Below are 19,284 nucleotides of genomic sequence, written 5' to 3'. Positions count from 1 at the left end.
TTAAAATCCAAGTACATCTTGCCATTTTAGCAATTTCTCTTCCCGTACTTTCAAATAATCATGTTCCTATTTTCCCATCCGTATTTCACTAACAATTTCTCAGTCTGCCAAAAAAAGAACTCTTTCTGTTTTCACTGCTACCTTTACATCATGAGTCACTTAAGAAGATTACTTTGCTGAAAAATAAAGCCGATTTCGTTAAGGCGTATTTTTGCTAACACCTCTTCTTTCATACATGATATTTCATACAACCATACTTTTCTAATAAAATAACGCTTTTGTTAAAATTCCACTTCAAACTTATTCATTTATGGTATAATCTGTATTATTTATTTTTTCAAGAAAGGCTAAAGTAATGAGAAAATACTTTGGTTTCATTTCAATTTTGTTAACTATTATCGTATTTTTCAATTTTTATAGTGATAGTAATTTAATTTATTTAATATTTGTATCACTAGTTTTAATTATTTTTGCTCCAAAAGGTATAGGAAGGAATTTTGCTATTATAGTTTTTATACTTGTAAGTATTTTCTACCCCTTCTTTTCCATTATTATTGCTACTATCATCGGGGCTATGTTTGGGGCTAGCTGAAATACATTTATAACAATTCCATTTACCCCAAATAAAAATTTTATTACATAATCATTTTGATTCATTTTCTCGATGGGATAATCTGCATAATTCACTTTTTAAGAAGGGATAACACAATGAGAGAATACTTTGTTTTCATTTCAATGTTTTTAACTGGATTCTTATTTTTCAATCTATATTTTGCCGGTCCTTTTTTAATTTTGATACCTATCTCAATCGTTTTAGCTATTTTTGCTCCGAAAGGTATAGCTAAAACGTTCGCTTTTGTTGGTTTAATAATTTTTAGCATTTTCTTCGCCTGCATATATATCTTCATTTATTTTATTTAATACTTATTTTAGACAATCCCTTTCTCTAAAATAAGTATTTTGTTAAAAACTTATATGGATATATTTTTCGTTATATAATTAAATGATTAATATATTAGGAGTATTAGTAATGTTAAAAACAATAATGATTTTGTTATACATCTGTTTCGGAATAAATGCAGTTTTTAGATTAATAAAGGAATTTCGAAAGCCACAGAAAAAACAGTTCTTGATTTTAGTTGATTCTCTAATTTTGATAGGGGCTATATTTTTAATGGATAGTTTCTTTATCTAAATTACATAAAAAGAACCCCCAGCAAGCGAAAGTTAACTGCTTTTTAATTACAATAACTATTTTGTTTAAATTTACCTTAATTCATATCAAGGTTTCTTAACATTCGCATTAATAACTGTATAATATAATTAAACTGTTTGTATGAGGGAGAATTATTATGAACTGGCAACAAAAATATAATCCAAATTCAGAATTAGTTTTATATATACTCTGTTTTAATGCATTCTGAGCATTCTGAGCAATTTGTTGCATTAATTCAAAATTAGTTTTATATGTACTCTGTTTTAATGCATTCTGATTACGCTGAGCAATTTGTTGCATTAATTCAGAATTAGTTTTATATGTACTCTGAATGGTTTTGTTCAGTTTATCTACAGATTGATTAAATGCAAGTATATCTTGCAAAGGATTCGTTATATTTTGTTGTAGTTCCTTAAACCCAAACTTATTATTTTTCAACTCTTCTAGCACCCTTTTCTTTTTAATTTCAAGTTCTCTTTTTCTATATTCCTCTTCCATTTATGACACTCCCTTCCATATTTAATATTCTATCATTAAAATAAAACAAGGTAGACACCCTCTCTGTGCAAGTTACCCATATCTTATATTGTGTGTAACTGAACCCTTTGTTTAATCCCTTGGTATCATTGATTTCATTTCACTTTCTCTTTTGAGTTACACAGTACGAAAATTATGAGTAACCGTATTGAGATACCACTAATATTTTGAAAAACAAGCTAAGACAAAAATAAAATAAGCTGCCCATGTGGACAGCTTATTTACATAATTCTCGTTATTGGAAGTTGATTAATATCAGTTCATTTGTTTTTCGAAAGGAGTTATTTTGTTCGTTCAAAGATAATATCAAAGTAATTTGCGTACCCCATAGTTGGTGGCGCAAATAGTTGATTTTATAGGGGGAAAACCTGTAACTAAAGCCTAATATAAGTGTTTTTGTTTAAATTTTGCTTAATTCTCACCGATAATTAACTTAAAATTTAGAAATCGTTATATAATGAATTTAATTTAAAATTAGGAGTGATTAAATTGCCAGATATGATAAACCTCGTTCTTTTCATCATTATAGCGAGGTGTTAAAACTTCTAATAGAAAGCATATTCGATTAAGAAAGAAGGGGTAGTTATGAAAACTAGTGAAGAAACGCATTGGCAAAGGTTTAAACGTAAGAGTAAATCCCCGAAAGAGTGGTTAAAGAAAGTATACGAATTTTTTATTAATGAACACGTATGGGATGCTATCTTTAAAGTGTTCCTTAAACTAGTATGGGCAGTAAAAGGTATGGGGAAAAGCTTGAAACGGGTAATAGAAAACATATTCAATTAAATTCTATTCTTTCATACTTTCCTCTTATAGGAAGGAAATATCAATCACTGAGCATTAATATTTTTTAACTGAGTAACAGTTCCAAAAATGATTTTTAATAGAAAAAAAGGGTTACAGATTCGATTGTAACCCTTTTTCCAAATCTTTTTTGTTTTATACGGCTCCTATAATGATTATAGGACTGAAGTATGATTCGAAATAGCGTTGATTATATGATTCCAATCGTCACAGTGAATCTCGTGACCCGATCCTTCTAGGGTTAGTAACAAAGCATGGGGAATTTCATCAACAAGAGCAAGACCGTGCTCGTATGGAAGCACTATATCCTCTGTACCATGGATAACCAAAGTAGGTATATTGATTCCTTTTAACTTCCCTTCATAAGAATCATCACCTTTAAGAAGGGAGTGATTAAACATACTGAGTAGGTTATTTGCTCGTTTTATTTCTTTTTCTACCTGCTTATAAACCCTCTTCTCATCGAATTTATGATTTGAACCACAGAGTAAAGCTGATCCTGCAACCAAGTAATTTGCAACAGATTCTTCATCTGACCAATTTAGTTTGGCCGCATTAGCATGGTAAGCGAGTATCTTCTCATCGATCGGAGGTAAATTCCTGTTGTTGTCTTCAGAACCAAAAATACCTGATGCAATCAAAGTTATACTTAGAACTCTCTGAGGGTTCCTTAAGGCTACAATTTGAGCAATCATTCCACCCAATGACATTCCAACAATATGTGCTTCGTCAATATGATATGCATCGAGTACTCCAATCGCATCATCAGCCATATCTACCACAGTATAGTGGAAACTCCCCGGTTTATAAGTAGTTGACCGTCCGACATCTCTATTATCATAACGAATAACATATCGGCCGGTATCAGCTAATTGTTGACAAAATTCCTCATCCCAATAAACCATTGAACACATGGCTCCCATAATCAGTAAGACTGCTGGATCTGCTGAATCGCCAAAGCTCTCTGTACATATATCAATTTCATTAATTTTAATAATCTTTTCAGTCATGATTAACTCCTCATTTCATTCGTATTTAGTTAATAAAAAAGACACAATCAAATAAACCCACATATTTTTTAAAAAAAATAGTTAGGCATAACGAATTGTGTTTAAAATTAACGTAAACGAATGAACTTGATAATCATGTTAAACACTCTCCTATAAAAAGGGAATAAGGGTAAAACCCTTATTTTGATTATAACATAGCTCTATCAGTATTAATATAGGTTCACTTTTTCTTATTTTATAATTTTAAAAATAATTCCTATTGTATGAATCTGCACTCTTAGTTGAAGAAAAGACGATGTATACAATATCCAAACCTAATTAACATAACGTCTCATTATCGACAGAAAGGAACCTTCTATTTTGTTCTATGGATCTATGCATTTTTTATACATTCCTATCCTAGCGCGATTTTAGGGTTATTGTTTGTTACTGGATTAGCCAAAAAACTGTATAAAACCTTGCATACTTTTAACGTGTTTTTTCAAAAATACTACGATACCCCTAGATTTAAAAGAAATAAGCAATGCTTAGATTTTAAACCTAGTCATTGCTTTATCCATTGCATCTTGATTTACACCTATATAACGTAACGTGACCTTCTCTGACGAGTGATTAAATATCTCCATGAGTAATGCTATGTTTTTTGTTTGCATGTACATGTGATACCCGTATGTTTTTCTTAACGTATGTGTTCCTATTTCATCCAACCCGAACTCTGACGCTGCTCCGCTTAATATCTTATATGCCATGCTACGACCAATAGGACGATTCTTACCTTGTCTGCTTTGCAATAAATACTCATTGTCTTCCCTTTCTTCAATAAACCATTTCAGTTCTCTTTTCAGTGCTGCAGTAATTTGTATTCGTTTCTGTTTCCCTGTTTTCTTTTCTCTCATAGATATATGACTGCCCTTGACATCTCCTACCTTCAGTTTCAAAATATCCGAGATTCTAAGACCTGTATTAATGCCCATAATGAAGAGAATGTAATTACGTAAGCTCTTTTCCTTAAAATACTCTTTAAGCTGCTGTATTTGCTCTGGATCACGTATTGGTTGAACGAAATTCATTATTCATTACCTCCCGTTTCTTCTGTCTCGTAAACTTCTAATCCGAGCGCAAAAGCAAGTTTATAAAAAGCTTTAGATTTCCAACGTCGATAAGTACGCTCTGACATCCCTATTTCGTTATAAACCATATAATCACACACGTCCTCATCTTCTAAATAACGTTTATAAATAATATCTCTCTGAATACTTCCTGCACGTTCGTTTCCTAATCGATTTAAAAACTGATCAATACGTACCGACATTATTTCAAGCCACTCTTCTCGTTTGCTTTGTTGAATATTTACTATAGCAACATCTTCTAACGGTTTACCAACAGCATGTGTAGGACCGTGCTCACGTATTTCATAAGAAGGAGTGACTTTCATTTCTTTACGCATCATCCCAAATTGTCTATGTATACGTACACTTTCCAAAACACCTTCTAATTCTTCGTGTGTCGCTGTTCTGTAAATTTTTGGTAAAAAAGATAATTGTTTAGTCATGTAAGACCACTCCTTTTATTTTTAGATTACTTTTGTCTTATTGCTCCACGTCTTCGTTCATAACAAGGTCTATGCATCCCCATTAAATCCTCAATTTCACGAGTACTTAATTTCTCTTTTGGTTTTGTCTTATTTTTCTTCTTTCCTTGCTTGGATTGACTTTTCCATTCATGTAACTAATCCTTTAACACCCTCATTTCCCCATCTCCCTTTTCAAAATAAAAAGGACACCAATTCCTAAAACAGCTTTCACTGCTGCTTTAATGAATTGGCGTCCTCTAGTTTTCTAGCCGGACTATATTCGAATGTTATTTTATATATCCCAATAGTCATTATTAACATCATTAGTATATTTGCTGATTTCCTTCTCTTTCCCACACTTTTCACATTTATAATAACTAATAACTAATAACTAATAACTAATAACTAATAACTAATAACTAATAACTAATAACTAATAACTAATAACTATCCCCATCTTACCAGCTTTAAAATTTTCATTGTCATGACTTTTAATAAGTTTATATCTATGTATACATTTAGGTTCTTTTAATTTATCAAACCAATTTCCTAACATAAATTAATCCCTTTCCTCTCGAAGATATTCTTTTTATTCCCATCCTCTTAAGAATACCTTAGAAAAGATTCCCAATCAATGAAACGTGGTAGCTTGTTTTTCTATAAACAAAAGGATTATTTTGTTAAGAATTGATGATTTCTTTAATTCTATTAGGCTTGTCTAAGTTGTTATCGTTTGGTATATCCAATTTGACCACATTATCACTTAATGCATCAGCTAATTCATGAGCACTATTCATATCATGTGTATGAAATCTAAATTCTTTACCATTAGAAAGTTACATAAACACTCCTTGCGATGAGTTAGTTCCAAATGTCCCAATCCGAACTCTGCACCAAAAGCATTTATCTTTATCTATATGGCATGTACATGCATTACCCATTTCGCTCTATCCCCTGAATAAAATTCAATATTCCGTCCATACTATAAATGCACTTGAGTTCTGAACTTCCTTCTTAACGTTTTTCTGGAGAGCAGTTAGCTTTTGCTAGCTGCTCTTATTTTCTGTAATTGGTTTCATTTACCTGATGTTTTCAACGTAATATTACGTTACGATATAAAAGGATAAAATATATTTGGCTGTTATCTCATTACCCTAGGGAACTAGGGTTTTTTTACACAAAATGAAATTTTTATTTAACTTTCTTGCATAGCATTTTCGCTTCTGCGAATACTATGGTTGTAATTTGCAATTACACAATTAACATTTAATAAGCACCGTTTTCTTTTTTTACCAGAACAGCTAGCTAATCACGCTAGCTGTTTTATTGTATAAAATGAAGTTTTTATACGATTTTAAACACATTTAAAAATAAATTCATATGATATTACGTATTCCTCTCTTTTACAAAATGGATTTGGGTCAGAAGAGCACTTTTACGAAGTGCTCTTTTCCCATGGAATTAAAGCTCTACTGAATAGCGTTTTTGTTTAGTTTCACTCTAAAAGTAAAATTTTCATTTTTTCATTCAACCAAGTTCATAACATATTCTTTTCCCCCGATAAAATAATGATTAAGTGTCCCATGCGCATTTTATCCACTGGAAATAATACATTTCACGTACTTACGTATTAGAAACTTCATTTCTGCTTCTTCTGCAATAGCAATTTTGTTCACTTTTTTGATACATTTATGAAACATTCACATGTTATCTTCAATATGTTCTATTCTTTTTGAAAAACCATGTGAGAATACCAAAACAAGAAGCCCTAGAGCCCTAACTCTAGGGCTTCTTGTTTTCAAATAAGGATTTTGTTAAAAAACTGCACATTTATTAAGAACATGCATAAAATATAATGTGGTATTCTTTTTCAATATTATTGTTTATCCGAGAGCGCCTTGAATGGCGCTCTTTAATTTTCAAATAATTACGAGAGCGGATTTTATTATGTTGTACAAGCACTACTTCGCTTTATTAAATAGACTATATAGACATCTAAAAGAAGGGAGCTTTAAATTCATATGGCTGATTACTTTTATAAAGATGGTAAAAAGTATTATAAAAACCAAGCGCATTCGGACCCTCAAAAAAATAACTGTTTTGTTGAGACTCATACAATTGGTGGTTCAGGAGTAAATTTAAATGGAAATATACCTATATCTATCGACCTCCTAGATACCACTCCACAAACAGTATTTGAAGATTTCACCAACAATCACAATAAAACATTAATTCAGTTATTTGTTGTCGGCATGAGTGCCCCCGTTCAAGTAACTATTCTAACAAGAAGATCTAGCCTACCAATTACTACTACATTACAACCCGTTCAAACAAAAATATTTCAAGTTGAAGATTTTCAAAGTCTTACTTTTACAAAGCAGGAAGGTCCTGCTAGTGTAGTTAGTTTATTTATTCAAAAAACATTTTGTATCTGCTGTAACGATAATAACGATTCATGTAATGAATATTACCACGAGTGCAATTAATAGATTAAATTGCCAGAAGAACTCTTTATATAAAGGGTTCTTTTCTTTTCACTCCCCTCATTTCCCCGTTTTTTATTAAAATAACTATTTTGTTATATTCCTTGCACTTTTAAATGAGACAAGCATATGTTGTAGTATAATGTTTCATCACTTATTTACACTTCCTTTTTTCAAGAGTACATATTCGATATGTACTCTTTTTATATCACTATAAAATAACGCTTTTATTTATTTTTTAATACGCTTTTCCCAAAAAACATGCACTACCCCATCACCATCAAATTAAAATCTAATAGATTCCCAGAACGAAAATTTTAACTTTCTTGTAACAACGAAGCTCTGTTATCGTTTTTGGAATACTTCATAACCTTAGCTTGATAGGCATAGGGCAAGACCCCTAATTTAGTAATTTACGTAGTACATGCCGTAACCAAATCTATTAATCTAACATATTGTATAAAAGTGACTTTAAAGAGGGTGTTGCAAAACTCATAAATATCCAAAAATGAATGCATAAAAAAATCCGTTTTCCTGGAAAAATGATAGTAACCGAAACTATCTCCAGAAAGGACGGATTTACTAGTATGATAACCAAATTTGATGAAAATCAATCCATTTTACAGATTTTATTTGCATACGTAGACAGTTTAACTATTGAAGGCGTTCCGCCTGTGACAGGTCGCCCACCAATCTGTAGAAAAGCCTTACTGAAATGCTTTTTCTTGAAAACTGTATTTCAAATTGACTCTTTACGCAAATTAACACGTTTTTTGCATCAATATCCTTCATTTCGTGTATCTTGTGGTTTATATTTNGCTTACGATAGTCAACGTATTTATGAAATTGCACGAACATGTAACATCTTTGCCATGAATCCAATCAATCCTAGGAATGGTGAACAAAATAAGAGTACACATCGTCGTGTATTATCTCATTTTATACAAACTATCTTTGGTAAACAATTGATGAAAGAACGTAGGAAAATTGAACAACAGTTTAGTAAACTCAAAGATAAAGGGTTGGAACAGCCACGTTGGTATGGTCAAAATCGCTATCTATTGCATGTTCAGCTAGTTTTTTTGATTCATAACATTGCATGTTTATTTTAGTTTTGCAACACCCTCTTTAAACCTATAAAAAAGTTGCTAAGGAGGTTAATATAAAATGGCATCATTTGAAATTGGAGCAAGATCTCTTTTCAATTTTCGAAACGAACGCTTTTTCTTATTAGTTGAAGATGAAATTACAATTCCAGATAAAGGTGTAGAAATTGATCCAGTTAATATCTACGAAATTGATCAGCAAACTTTCAATTTTATCAGAGATGAAGGAGATACACCTGTAATTGAACCAGTTGATACACTTCCAACTGTACCACCTGGATTTAAATTAGAACGAAAATGTATTTTCACAGTCGACAATTCATACTTTGTAATATACGATTTAGAAGATGGAACTGATAACAACGTCCTATTAAGAATCAGTGCAGCATTATTTAATTCATTAAGAAATTCTGGTGTTCGTGAATGTTTTCCTCAAAATTTCATTTAAGAACTTAAATTAATTAGACCTCAAATGGAATACTCTTTGAACAATTTAACCCCTCGTAGTTTTCTACAAAGGATTAAATTGTTATGTAAAAAGTTTTTTTAATTAAATGGAGCAGTTAATGCAAATGACTGCTCTATTTTAATTTTCATTACATAAACTTGATATTTTTGTCCATACTATACAAAACTCACGAAATATTTATACTCCTTAAATTCGTGAATGTAATGTTCTTATAGCAGTTAGCCTATGCTAGCTGCTCTCTTTTGAATTTAGTTAAAAATAAGTTTTAGGTCTTATTCCTTTTCTATAACATATACTTTTAACCTAACCGTTCAGCTCAAAGTGTTATGAAGTGACCCCTAAAAGTTAGACACGGTTATTTCATTAGGCAGCTTGATAAAAGTGAGTCCGGTATTGTACCGGGCTCATTTTTAATTTTGCCTTAATCCGTTTCGTATTATAATAATCTATATATTTTTCTAATTCTATTTTAAAGTGCTCTACATTTTCAAATTCTTTTATGTAGAGGAACTCCGACTTCATAATCCCAAAGAAATTTTCTATTACTGCGTTGTCGTAACAGTTGCCTTTTCGAGACATACTCTGGACGATAGCTCTTGATTCAAGTGTCCGGACGTACTGTCTCATTTGATAANTTTCACTTAAAAGAACGATGCCCTCCGCTTGATCCTATTTTTCTCGATTCTTCATCCAGACGCACAATACTTTGTAGTTTTTCAGCTCCTTCACCACAAGTCAGCGCATCTCCTTTACATCGATGACTTCAAAAAATGACATTTGATTCATACGATACGGTTCCCCCTCCGTTCAATCTATGTATTTATCAATGGAGTATTTTGTTGAGTTCCAATATGTAATATTGCATATTTCGCACTTTTAATTTTCGCACATGCGATAATTTATTTATAAAAATATAAATTATTAATAAGGGTGATTTATATGAGCAAGTTCCGAAAGAAGATGATTAAATATTTGCAAACATTTTGGGGATGCTTAGCATTTGGTGTATTAATGTTTGCTATCTTCTTAATTACGGATTTAACAGATGCATCTTTAAATACATTAGGCTGGAGAGACTGGCTAGGTTCTGTAGCAGGCGCAACCATTTTATCTGTTAGGATGTTTACTTTAAATAAATTGAATTTAAAATAAATATTCGGTCAATACTGAATGTGGGCTGTATGCCAACATTCATTTAAAGTAGTCTTCTCTGTATCTCCTTGTATTGAGCAGTTAGCTTTTGCTAGCTGCTCTTTTATTTTGTTCCGGTTCTTGCCTCTTAAAGAACTCTTTATCTACTTTTCCCCAATAAGTACACATATCTATTCCCCTTTGCTACAAAATGAAATTTTTATTTTGTTTTACGCGTCGCTTCTTCAATCAGCCAAGATACAATATTAAAATCATTAGCTTCACCCTTTAAAGATGTTCCGTTCCAAAAGCATTCTTTCATCACTTCAAGTAATTTTTCAACAGCTTCAATTCATCTCATATTCATTTTCCCTTTCTCCCAAATAACTATTTTGTTTTATTAATTAACTGATTAATAAAACAAACACCTTTATTAAACATTCCATGTTTCTTCACCCCTTGAATATTTTTCAAATAAAAATACATACTACTTTCAAGCTGCCGTGTCCATGGCTAATACCTCTTTCTTTTGATGTATATTTTTTAAGAAATCGAAAATAATACCAACAAGCTGTTTGAACTAGCAGCTTCACTCTTCTCGCAATGGGGATGCAAATTATCACAATTAGCTAACTCATTGAACTCACTGGCAGACAACCAAAATCGTTGTCTGCTTTTTGTATGAGATTTTTCGTTTTACATATACTACTTTTGAACCTGCAGACCAATACGAGCCATTTTGGTGCTTGGGATTTCCCTTCCGGGGATAAGTATTTTTTACTTATCCCTTTTTTGTATAGACACGTATATTTAGGGTAAAACTAATTACAAGCAGATTTTCTGTTTATCCGTAGTTCTAAACAAGATTACTTTTTCTCCTATTAAAGGACGGCAGGTACGACTGCTAGTCCTTTTTTCTTATTTCGCATATTATCACTACATTACCTTCATCGTCATAAGCAATTTCCCTATAAGGATGGCAGTGGTGCTTCTCGAGTTCCTCATTGATCAAAACTAACAAATTAGTTTTCCAGTTTCCAACGATCGTAAACCAATACGAGTTTAATCCTTCATAAACTTCTCTTGTTCTCTTTCGATAATTGCGGAACGTGTAATGAAAATACTCGCTCACTTTAATACCTTTTCTTTCAACCAAAGTGTTCTGCCGAAATAGTAGACATAATAAGTTCCTTTCTCTTTTGCTACTGCATAACATTCCCGTACCGTTTGAATATGTTACAAATTGCTTTCTCTCGATTTTTCCGCTTAAATATTTTTCATGCATAAGTTGCACTTGTTCTTGAATGACGACATGGTAGTAATACCCTTGCTCTACTGGTTTTGGACTATAAAATTTTCTTTATAAATTTCAAATACGGTGAATGAAATTTTTGTTTTTTCTTGCCATCATCCTTGTTGTATACAAACAAAAAAAGAGCCACAATATTTTGCGACTCTTTTACAATTATAACTATTTAACGACCACGTCTTTGCTGACCTTGCTTTGTACTACCTTTTTTATTACTTGGTTTATTAAATGATCGGTTATTTTCATTTCTAGAACTATTTCTTGAATCACTTCTCGAGCTATTTCTCGAATCACGTCTTGATTCACTTCTTGAACCTTCGCGGCTATCCCTTTGACGATTTTGACCTGATTTCTTCGGAGCCGGCTTTGGTACCGGTTTTCCATTTTCATCTACACGTTTTATCTTCGGTTGTTCGATTATTTCTCTTTGTATTGGTGCACCAAGCGTTTTTTCAATTTCTTCTAAATGTTTTTCATCTTTCGCTGCAACGAACGTAATTGCAAGACCTGATCCACCTGCACGTCCTGTTCGGCCAATGCGATGAATGTAACTTTCTACATCTTCAGGGATATCATAGTTAAATACGTGCGTTACACCATCTACATCAAGTCCACGAGCTGCTACATCCGTTGCAATTAAGTACTGAATTTTAGCTTCGCGGAAACTCTTCATAACTCTTTCACGTTTCGCTTGAGGTATATCACCATGAAGTTCAGCACAATTATAACCTAGTCCTTTTAAATTATCATAAAGCTTACTTGCTCTAACCTTTGTACGACAGAAAATAACTGCTAAAAACGGCTGATCACGATCCATAACAAAACGAAGTGCATCTGGCTTTGCACGATCTGTCGTCTCAATGACACGCTGTTCAATTGTATCTACCGTTACTTCTTCACTTTGTACTTGAATCATTTGCGGCTCATCCATATAACGCTTCGCTAATTTTTTAATATCTTTTGGCATCGTTGCTGAGAATAACATCGTTTGTTTACTACCAGGTGTCTCATCTAAAATATCTTCAATATCATATAAGAAACCAAAATAAAGCATTTGATCCGCTTCATCTAATACAATCGTTGAAAGATTACTTAAATCAATTGTTTCACGGCGTATATGATCTAATAATCGTCCCGGTGTCGCTACAACAATATGTGTATTACCTTTTAATTTTCTCAACTGTTGTGCGACATCTTGCCCGCCATATATCGCTAGTACATTAATATCTTCTCTTTGAACAAGCATTTTTTTAATTTCAGTTGTAATTTGCAGGGCTAGTTCCCTTGTTGGCGCAACGATTAAAGCCTGAACATCACTACACTCTGGATCGATTTTTTCTAAAATCGGTAACACGAATGCTAACGTTTTACCCGTTCCTGTTTTCGCCTGCCCAATAATATCTTTACCTGACATAATAACTGGAATTGCCTTCTCTTGAATTGGTGTTGCTTCTGTAATTCCATTTTCACGTAATGTATGATTAAAAGTTTCACTAATTCCTAATTCTAAAAAGTTTTTCAAATAGACCACTTCTTTTCCTTATTTTTCACATTAGCTTTCATTGTACCATTTGTTTCGCTAAATATGAAAAATAAAAAAATTCTTATCTTCTTTTTTTATATTCATCCTGTACTAGATGGACAAATTCTTTTTGTTTTTTCTCAGATTTTATTAATGCTTGCATATTAGTAGAAGATAGAATGAACTTTTTAATTTTTCTATTACTCCAAATTAATCTTGTATACTTTGTATCTTCGTGTAGCCTTCGAAACCACTCAAATTCACTTAATTTTGCGATATGGTGTTTCAATTTCATGTCATTTCGAGGATAAAATAAAATAACATTTGCTATTACATCAAATCACGAACCCATCTTTTCCCCCTATACCCTTGCTCAAATTATATATATTCTTCTTTGCATATATATTTCAATTTTACCGAAATATAATGTTACTGATTTGGTTGAAATCGCAAAATATATTAAGAAAAACCGGGAAACCCACCCGGTCCTTTTTCGTCTAGCGAAAATCTGATAACTTGTACATAATCCCAGCAATCCCTGTGTAATCCTGCGGATACATATCTTCACCACATCGTTCACAGGAAAACCTAGGCGGAACAAGCGAATCTCCTATATCCATAACATCAAACGCTTTTACCACAGAATCGGGAATATTTTCTGTTTGAGCACAACCTAAACAAACATACTGTACATAGCTAATTCGCTTATGCCCAACTGTGTTTTTCTTTTTTTTCTTTTTTCGATGTTTGCTTACTGGCGAAATAATCAATCACCCTCTTTAAATAATTTCGCGTATTTTGGCATAAAGCTACTTTTATTTGCCATTCTCCGCTTTCTAGGCAGACCTCTCCCTTGTATTCATAAAATGAGTCGCATTTTGGACAAAGAAGAGGATCTTTTTTTCCACTTGCGATAACTCGTTCCCTCCACGTCTGACGACGTAGTGTTTTTTTCACTTTTATTATCCAACGTCTGGCTTTCTTTTGCCATTCATTTAATAGTTTTTTACATAATGTTTTAATGCGACGTGCATACATGCCATAATGACGAATCATTTTGAATTGTTCATCTGGANATCTACGGTAAAAATAACATGACGATGATTCACCTGGAATACGTCTTCTGAAAGAAGTCTACTCCATTCTTCACTTTCTCCTACAGAACAAGTTGTGCAAAATCGGCCCTTACAACGATAAGGAACTTTTCGAACATGATGACACCCTTCACATACAAACAATTTAAATCCATTTTCAGGGTCTCCACACCCTCTAAATTTTTCAATTTCTTTCAAAACAACTGAACGGATCCTCGCGCCATATTTATCTTTAAATCGTTCCCAATGACTATGTTCATCAAAGAAAATACGTTTTAATATATTTGCTTCCATAACTAAAAAATAGCACAATCTAACTCATTATGGAAATTCCAAATATTGTTCGTAATGCCTTATACAGCAAGCTTTCCAAGAGGGCACTTCGCGCTCAAAAACTTATACTTTCTTATCTTAGAACTAAAAAACCGATCTTTTCGATTTAGGAAAGACCGGTTTTCATTAGTTTATACAGTAAGCTTTCCTCCATGATAGCAATAATACTGCGCTGCTTTAAGACTTTTAATCTTATTTAATGACTCTTTTGCTTTTTCTATATCCAAACAAAAATTCGGATTAGCTATAACTAACTCTCGATTCTCTTGAACCGCTGCGTCTCCTGTAATTACACAGTCTAAATTCGGAAAATATAATGAAATATGCCCCGAAGTATGTCCTGGCGTCGCTACTATTTGACATTCATTATTCAAAATCATTTGACCATCATGTACTTTTTCATCGACGGAAATATGTTTTATATTTTTTAACTGTTGTATAAACCATTTACCAAATTCTTTTTCTTCATTTGGCATACGTTCTAGCATTTTTTCAGCTTGAGCCAACCTCTCTGATTTTATATCACCACTAATATAGTTAGATTCAATTTCACTAGCAATAATATTAATTTGAGGATATTTCAATTTGAAATCATATAAAGCCCCTAGATGATCATCATCATAATGGGTAATAATTATATTCTTTAAGTTTTTCATCTCATATCCATGTTTTAACATTGCATTTTCAATTAAAGGTAAAAAGCTTGGATATCCTGTATCGACTAACGTTAATTCATTATGTACTATAATTAAACTTGGATAAATACATTGTTTTTGCCCATTAAATTCGAATTCAATTGGTAGTTCTATTATTTTCATTTTCCTTCCCCCATACCGCTTATAAAATGCATAATAATAACTAAATCACCCACATACATCTTACAATATATATACTATGTAACGGAACACTGTGAATCGTTGCATAGTATATATATTATTTTGAACAGGTATTCCCCTATTTTTATGGAAATATATAATTAAGAAAAACAATAAAATTGATTAATCTCTCACTTCTTTGTCCATCCTTTTAAAAAATCTATGTTTTTGTAAAAGGAGTGTTTATATGGAGAAACAGACACTTTGGAAAAAGTTCAAAAAAAGCTCTGTAAACCTCGGTAAATCCAGCGTATATGAAAGTATTATTTTATTCTACACAATGAAAAAGAAAGAATTACCTACTAAAGCGAAATTCATAATATTAGCCGCTTTATCTTATTACGTATTAGCAATTGATTTCATTCCAGATATAGCTGCTATTATTGGGATTGGCTTATTAGATGATGTTTTAGCAATCGCTGTAGCGCATAAATACGTTATGAGACACGCAGATGCTGAAATTCGAGAGAAGAGCAAATTGAAAATGGAGTCATTATTTACTTCAGCACAAGCATAATTAAACTATCTAGTCATTTACCATGAGAGCATTGCAGAATAAATTCCTAAACAGTAAAAGAATTTCTCTTAGTCCTCAAACTGTAAACAAATAGGGTGTCAGCACTTATTCCTAAGTTCTGTCACCCTATTATTTGTTCTTATATCTATCTGTTATACAGTTGCACGTGTCCCCCTATACAAAACTGCTATTGCCGCGACTATAAGGATCACACCCATAAAAGCAGGTGCAGCATGACCAAGCGATACATAGATTTGCCCTCCAATAATAGGACCAATCATTCTTGCTAAAGCTTGAATAGATTGGCTTCCACCTTGAATCCTTCCTTGTTCACTAGAACTAACAGACTTTGAAAGCATCCCGTTGAATGAAGGCCCGAAAATTGAATCACCAAAGCCGAACATTAACATTCCGACGATAAGTAGTGGATACACCGAAAACAAAGCTGATGCTGCAATAAAACTGTAGCCTATAATCTCCGAAACCATCCCAAGAATTGCTATTTGTTTATCACTAAGCTTGATTAAAAGCTTTGGCATGATAAAACTTTGTGAAACAATGTCTTGAAAGCCCAAAATTGAAAACATAAGTCCGATTAATGCAGGTTTCCAACTGAAAGTATCCATTGTAAATTGTGTAAAAATTGCTTGTAAAGATCCGTTAGGTATCCAAAGTAAAAACGCCGAGACAAGTAACCCTTTTAAATTTTTCATGGAAAGTATGTTTGCTAGCTGTGCAAAAGGATTCAACCTTACAAAAGTAATCTCTTTCAATCTATTATTTTTGTCAAGGCTCTCTGGCATATATTTCATCCCATATACAACATTTAATAAAGTTATGATTGCTCCAAAATACAAAGGTACAGTAGCACCAAACTTAGCAAGTAATCCTCCAAGGGTTGGGCCAATGATAGTTCCCGCACCTACAACTGCACTCACCCATCCAAAGTATTTCGTTCTCTGCTCTTTTGGAATAATGTCTGCAAAATATGCGAAGATAGTACTTATGCTCCCGCCTGTTATTCCTTCTATTATGCGTCCAGCAAATAGTACCCATAAAGCTCCTCCTATACCAAAAACTAAGTACCCAATTGCAGAACCAAATAAGCATATTAAAAGTAATGGACGACGCCCATATTTATCGCTTAAAGCTCCGAGTACTGGGGCAGCAAAAAACACGCAAGCCGCATATACGGAAGTTAGTAGTGTAACAACTAATGCTTGTTCTTCTGAATTACTTATATATGGCTGTACTAAGAATGGAACTACAGGCATGATGATACTGAAACCTATACCACAAAGAAATACAGAAATAAGTCCGAATAGTAAAGCATGTTTATCTATGTTTTTTTCAGTTTCCCTTTCATTTTGTGATCTAAATATAGACATTTAACTTCTCTCCTCAAAACATTTTGTTGCTGTGTCAACAAAATGATAACTCTGTTTTATTGATTAGTCAACAAAAATAACATGATAAAAAAGCAGCCTATTCTCATTAGAGTAAGGCTGCCCGTAAAAGCCCGATTGGTGAGGGCTGATAATCAGTGGAGATGAAGAAAACCCCCACTGATTAATGTTTCACTTTATTATTAAAATGTATTACGATTTAATATGTACACCTTGTTTCTTTATTTCTGCATCCAAATGTCTACTATACTTTTCCACGAAACGAATTATACTGTCGAATTCTTCTTCAGTTACTTGCTCAAATACAGCTTTATCCCGCTCTTGAAACTCTTTGTGCAGATCTTCATGGATTTTATAAATTTCTTTCCCTTCTTCCGTAAGCCTAAAATAAATTTCTTTCTTATTTTCTGACTTTTGGTAGCTTTCAATAAGGCCTTTTTGTATGAGCTTCTTAGTCATTCTACTTATAGCGCCGCGAGTCACATAAAAAGCCTCTGCGAGTTGTGTCACGTTAGAATCTGCATTGTTTTCAATATATTCAATGCAGTGAACTTCAGAAGACTTAAAACCTTTAAGACCTTCTTCCATCTTATCTTTATTAAGCCAAACCAGCTTATTATATAATTCCCTGAAACCGTTCATGACCTGTTCTTCTTTATTCATGACCTGCCCTCCTCACCGCTCATTAGCACATTAAAACTATTATATTAAATTTCTGCTTATGTTTCGACAATATTGAAATAATTATTGTAACATTAAAGATATGTGTAAAAATAGACGCTTAAATAAAACAATTCATTAAACAGCAAATTCTGCAAACTTATTGCTACTTACAGTAAACGGTAGACAAAAAGTAAGAGCTAAGATCATTTCTCTTAGCTCTTCTTTTATAAAACTATTTCACTTCATTAGCGACAAAAAAGTGCTCACATACACTTGATATGCGCTGTAAGTCCACGTTCCCACCAGATATAACCGCTACTACTTTTTTTCCTTTTATATAGCTATCAACTTTCCCTGCAAGCAGTGCAGCAGTCGCTAATGCACCTGCACCTTCTACAACAGCTTTCCCACGTTGTAATAAATCTTTCATCGCTACTTCCAGCTCTTTTTCTGATACAGTTACAATATCATCTACTAATTCTTTTACAATTTCAAATGTTAATTCCCCTGGTATTTTAACTGCGCAACCATCTGCAATAGTAGGCGCCTCATAATGTTCTACGATTGCTCCTTTATCGTAAGATGCCTTCATTCCATGAACATTATCTGCTTGGACACCAATTATATTAATGGATGGATTAAAAGATTTTAATGCTACAGAAATACCAGAAATAATTCCGCCTCCACCGATTGGTACAATGACAGTATCAATATCCCACATATCATCCAGAATGTCTAATCCAATTGTACCTTGCCCAGCCATTACCTCTACATCATCATATGGATGTAAGTATGTCTCACCTGTTTCCCTTATAATTTCTTCACATTTTGCCTTTGCATCATCAAAGGTTTCACCATGTAAAATCACTTCAGATCCATATCCTTTAGTTGCTTCCACTTTCGCCTGAGGTGCAGAAATTGGCATAACAATTTTACTCTTAATACCAAGTAAATGCGCTGATAATGCAACTCCTTGCGCATGATTACCTGCTGAACATGCAATTACACCTTTTTCTTTTTCTTGATCCGCGAGCCGCGACATTTTATTAAATGCGCCACGGAATTTAAAAGAACCCGTTAACTGCATATTTTCTAATTTCAAATGAATTTCTCCGCCCGTTTTACTAGTCAAGTAAAAAGATTTTACTAATGGCGTTTTACGAGCATTTCTATCTAGAATCTTGTGAGCTTTTTTAATATCGTCTATATGTAATGGGAGTTTTCTAGTTATCATAC

19 protein-coding genes and 2 pseudogenes are annotated in these 19,284 nt (G+C 32.8%); 6 read left to right on the top strand and 15 right to left on the bottom strand.

From position 1 onward, the window contains the following. The 3 genes and pseudogenes from V6946_RS12445 to V6946_RS12435 all read right to left on the bottom strand — a co-directional run. A pseudogene (locus tag V6946_RS12445) lies at positions 1–159 on the bottom strand (ABC transporter ATP-binding protein); the annotation flags it as partial. Positions 160–683: 524 nt separating this feature from the next. After that, the gene (locus tag V6946_RS12440) at positions 684–896 is read right to left on the bottom strand and encodes a hypothetical protein (protein ID WP_366982063.1); all 213 of its coding nucleotides are present in this window, start codon (positions 894–896) and stop codon (positions 684–686) included. A gap of 407 nt (positions 897–1,303) precedes the next feature. Continuing rightward, entirely contained in the window at positions 1,304–1,714 is a 411-nt protein-coding gene (locus V6946_RS12435; RefSeq protein ID WP_006924008.1) for a hypothetical protein, read from the bottom strand. A gap of 624 nt (positions 1,715–2,338) precedes the next feature. On the opposite strand from V6946_RS12435, the gene V6946_RS12430 reads away from it, so the two are divergent. Continuing rightward, positions 2,339–2,539, top strand: coding sequence for a hypothetical protein (locus tag V6946_RS12430; protein ID WP_000858032.1), 201 nt, complete (start codon positions 2,339–2,341; stop codon positions 2,537–2,539). Positions 2,540–2,712: 173 nt separating this feature from the next. On the opposite strand, the gene V6946_RS12425 is transcribed toward V6946_RS12430, so the two are convergent. The 3 genes from V6946_RS12425 to V6946_RS12415 form a co-directional block, all read right to left on the bottom strand. Continuing rightward, positions 2,713–3,567 (bottom strand): alpha/beta fold hydrolase, encoded by an 855-nt coding sequence (locus V6946_RS12425; protein WP_006924004.1) that lies wholly within the window; start codon positions 3,565–3,567, stop codon positions 2,713–2,715. A 527-nt stretch (positions 3,568–4,094) separates the two neighbouring features. Next, on the bottom strand, positions 4,095–4,637 hold the full coding sequence (locus V6946_RS12420) for a site-specific integrase (protein ID WP_006924002.1): 543 nt from the start codon (positions 4,635–4,637) through the stop codon (positions 4,095–4,097). Continuing rightward, positions 4,637–5,119 (bottom strand): ArpU family phage packaging/lysis transcriptional regulator, encoded by a 483-nt coding sequence (locus V6946_RS12415; protein ID WP_006924000.1) that lies wholly within the window; start codon positions 5,117–5,119, stop codon positions 4,637–4,639. Before V6946_RS12415 ends, V6946_RS12420 begins: the two co-directional genes overlap by 1 nt. Positions 5,120–7,161: 2,042 nt before the next feature. Here V6946_RS12415 and V6946_RS12410 point away from each other — a divergent pair. The 3 genes from V6946_RS12410 (at position 7,162) to V6946_RS12400 (ending at position 9,177) form a co-directional block, all read left to right on the top strand. After that, positions 7,162–7,626: a hypothetical protein gene (locus tag V6946_RS12410; protein ID WP_016122509.1), complete on the top strand. Its 465-nt coding sequence runs from the start codon at positions 7,162–7,164 to the stop codon at positions 7,624–7,626. Positions 7,627–8,210: 584 nt separating this feature from the next. Next, a complete protein-coding gene (locus tag V6946_RS12405) occupies positions 8,211–8,735 on the top strand; it encodes a transposase (RefSeq protein ID WP_406622322.1) in 525 nt (174 codons plus the stop codon). Positions 8,736–8,790: 55 nt separating this feature from the next. Further along, on the top strand, positions 8,791–9,177 hold the full coding sequence (locus tag V6946_RS12400; RefSeq protein ID WP_006923995.1) for a hypothetical protein: 387 nt from the start codon (positions 8,791–8,793) through the stop codon (positions 9,175–9,177). A 384-nt stretch (positions 9,178–9,561) separates the two neighbouring features. On the opposite strand, the pseudogene V6946_RS12395 reads toward V6946_RS12400, so the two are convergent. After that, positions 9,562–9,831: pseudogene (locus V6946_RS12395) on the bottom strand (transposase); the annotation flags it as partial. Positions 9,832–10,137: 306 nt separating this feature from the next. On the opposite strand from V6946_RS12395, the gene V6946_RS12390 reads away from it, so the two are divergent. Continuing rightward, a complete protein-coding gene (locus tag V6946_RS12390; protein ID WP_006921688.1) occupies positions 10,138–10,350 on the top strand; it encodes a hypothetical protein in 213 nt (70 codons plus the stop codon). A gap of 1,454 nt (positions 10,351–11,804) precedes the next feature. Here the strand turns inward: V6946_RS12390 and V6946_RS12385 are convergent. The 5 genes from V6946_RS12385 to V6946_RS12365 form a co-directional block, all read right to left on the bottom strand. Then, complete coding sequence (locus V6946_RS12385) at positions 11,805–13,169, bottom strand: DEAD/DEAH box helicase (protein ID WP_006921689.1); 1,365 nt, start codon at positions 13,167–13,169, stop codon at positions 11,805–11,807. A 73-nt stretch (positions 13,170–13,242) separates the two neighbouring features. Further along, positions 13,243–13,455, bottom strand: a complete 213-nt coding sequence (locus V6946_RS12380) for a hypothetical protein (protein ID WP_003270560.1) — start codon at positions 13,453–13,455, stop codon at positions 13,243–13,245. 410 nt (positions 13,456–13,865) lie between these two features. Further along, the gene (locus V6946_RS12375) at positions 13,866–14,216 is read right to left on the bottom strand and encodes a hypothetical protein (RefSeq protein WP_406622321.1); all 351 of its coding nucleotides are present in this window, start codon (positions 14,214–14,216) and stop codon (positions 13,866–13,868) included. Then, a complete protein-coding gene (locus V6946_RS12370) occupies positions 14,213–14,566 on the bottom strand; it encodes a transposase zinc-binding domain-containing protein (protein WP_406622320.1) in 354 nt (117 codons plus the stop codon). The genes V6946_RS12375 and V6946_RS12370 overlap by 4 nt, the downstream gene beginning before the upstream one ends. A gap of 152 nt (positions 14,567–14,718) precedes the next feature. After that, entirely contained in the window at positions 14,719–15,405 is a 687-nt protein-coding gene (locus tag V6946_RS12365) for an MBL fold metallo-hydrolase (RefSeq protein ID WP_000691166.1), read from the bottom strand. A gap of 244 nt (positions 15,406–15,649) precedes the next feature. On the opposite strand from V6946_RS12365, the gene V6946_RS12360 reads away from it, so the two are divergent. Beyond that, complete coding sequence (locus V6946_RS12360; protein WP_000415083.1) at positions 15,650–15,979, top strand: YkvA family protein; 330 nt, start codon at positions 15,650–15,652, stop codon at positions 15,977–15,979. Between the two features lie 152 nt (positions 15,980–16,131). Here V6946_RS12360 and V6946_RS12355 read toward each other — a convergent pair whose 3' ends face one another. The 3 genes from V6946_RS12355 to tdcB form a co-directional block, all read right to left on the bottom strand. Beyond that, positions 16,132–17,367: a tetracycline resistance MFS efflux pump gene (locus tag V6946_RS12355; protein WP_006921696.1), complete on the bottom strand. Its 1,236-nt coding sequence runs from the start codon at positions 17,365–17,367 to the stop codon at positions 16,132–16,134. Between the two features lie 210 nt (positions 17,368–17,577). Then, a complete protein-coding gene (locus V6946_RS12350) occupies positions 17,578–18,048 on the bottom strand; it encodes a MarR family transcriptional regulator (RefSeq protein ID WP_001030896.1) in 471 nt (156 codons plus the stop codon). Positions 18,049–18,280: 232 nt separating this feature from the next. Further along, on the bottom strand, positions 18,281–19,282 hold the full coding sequence (gene tdcB / locus V6946_RS12345) for a bifunctional threonine ammonia-lyase/L-serine ammonia-lyase TdcB (RefSeq protein WP_033692364.1): 1,002 nt from the start codon (positions 19,280–19,282) through the stop codon (positions 18,281–18,283). Positions 19,283–19,284: the final 2 nt, after the last annotated feature.

It is taken from the genome of Bacillus sp. PPSBB_2 (assembly GCF_045291115.1).
Lineage (GTDB): Bacteria > Bacillota > Bacilli > Bacillales > Bacillaceae_G > Bacillus_A > Bacillus_A cereus.
The sequence above is the reverse complement of the archived record's forward strand: the minus strand, read 5'-3'. Positions and strand labels throughout refer to the sequence as shown.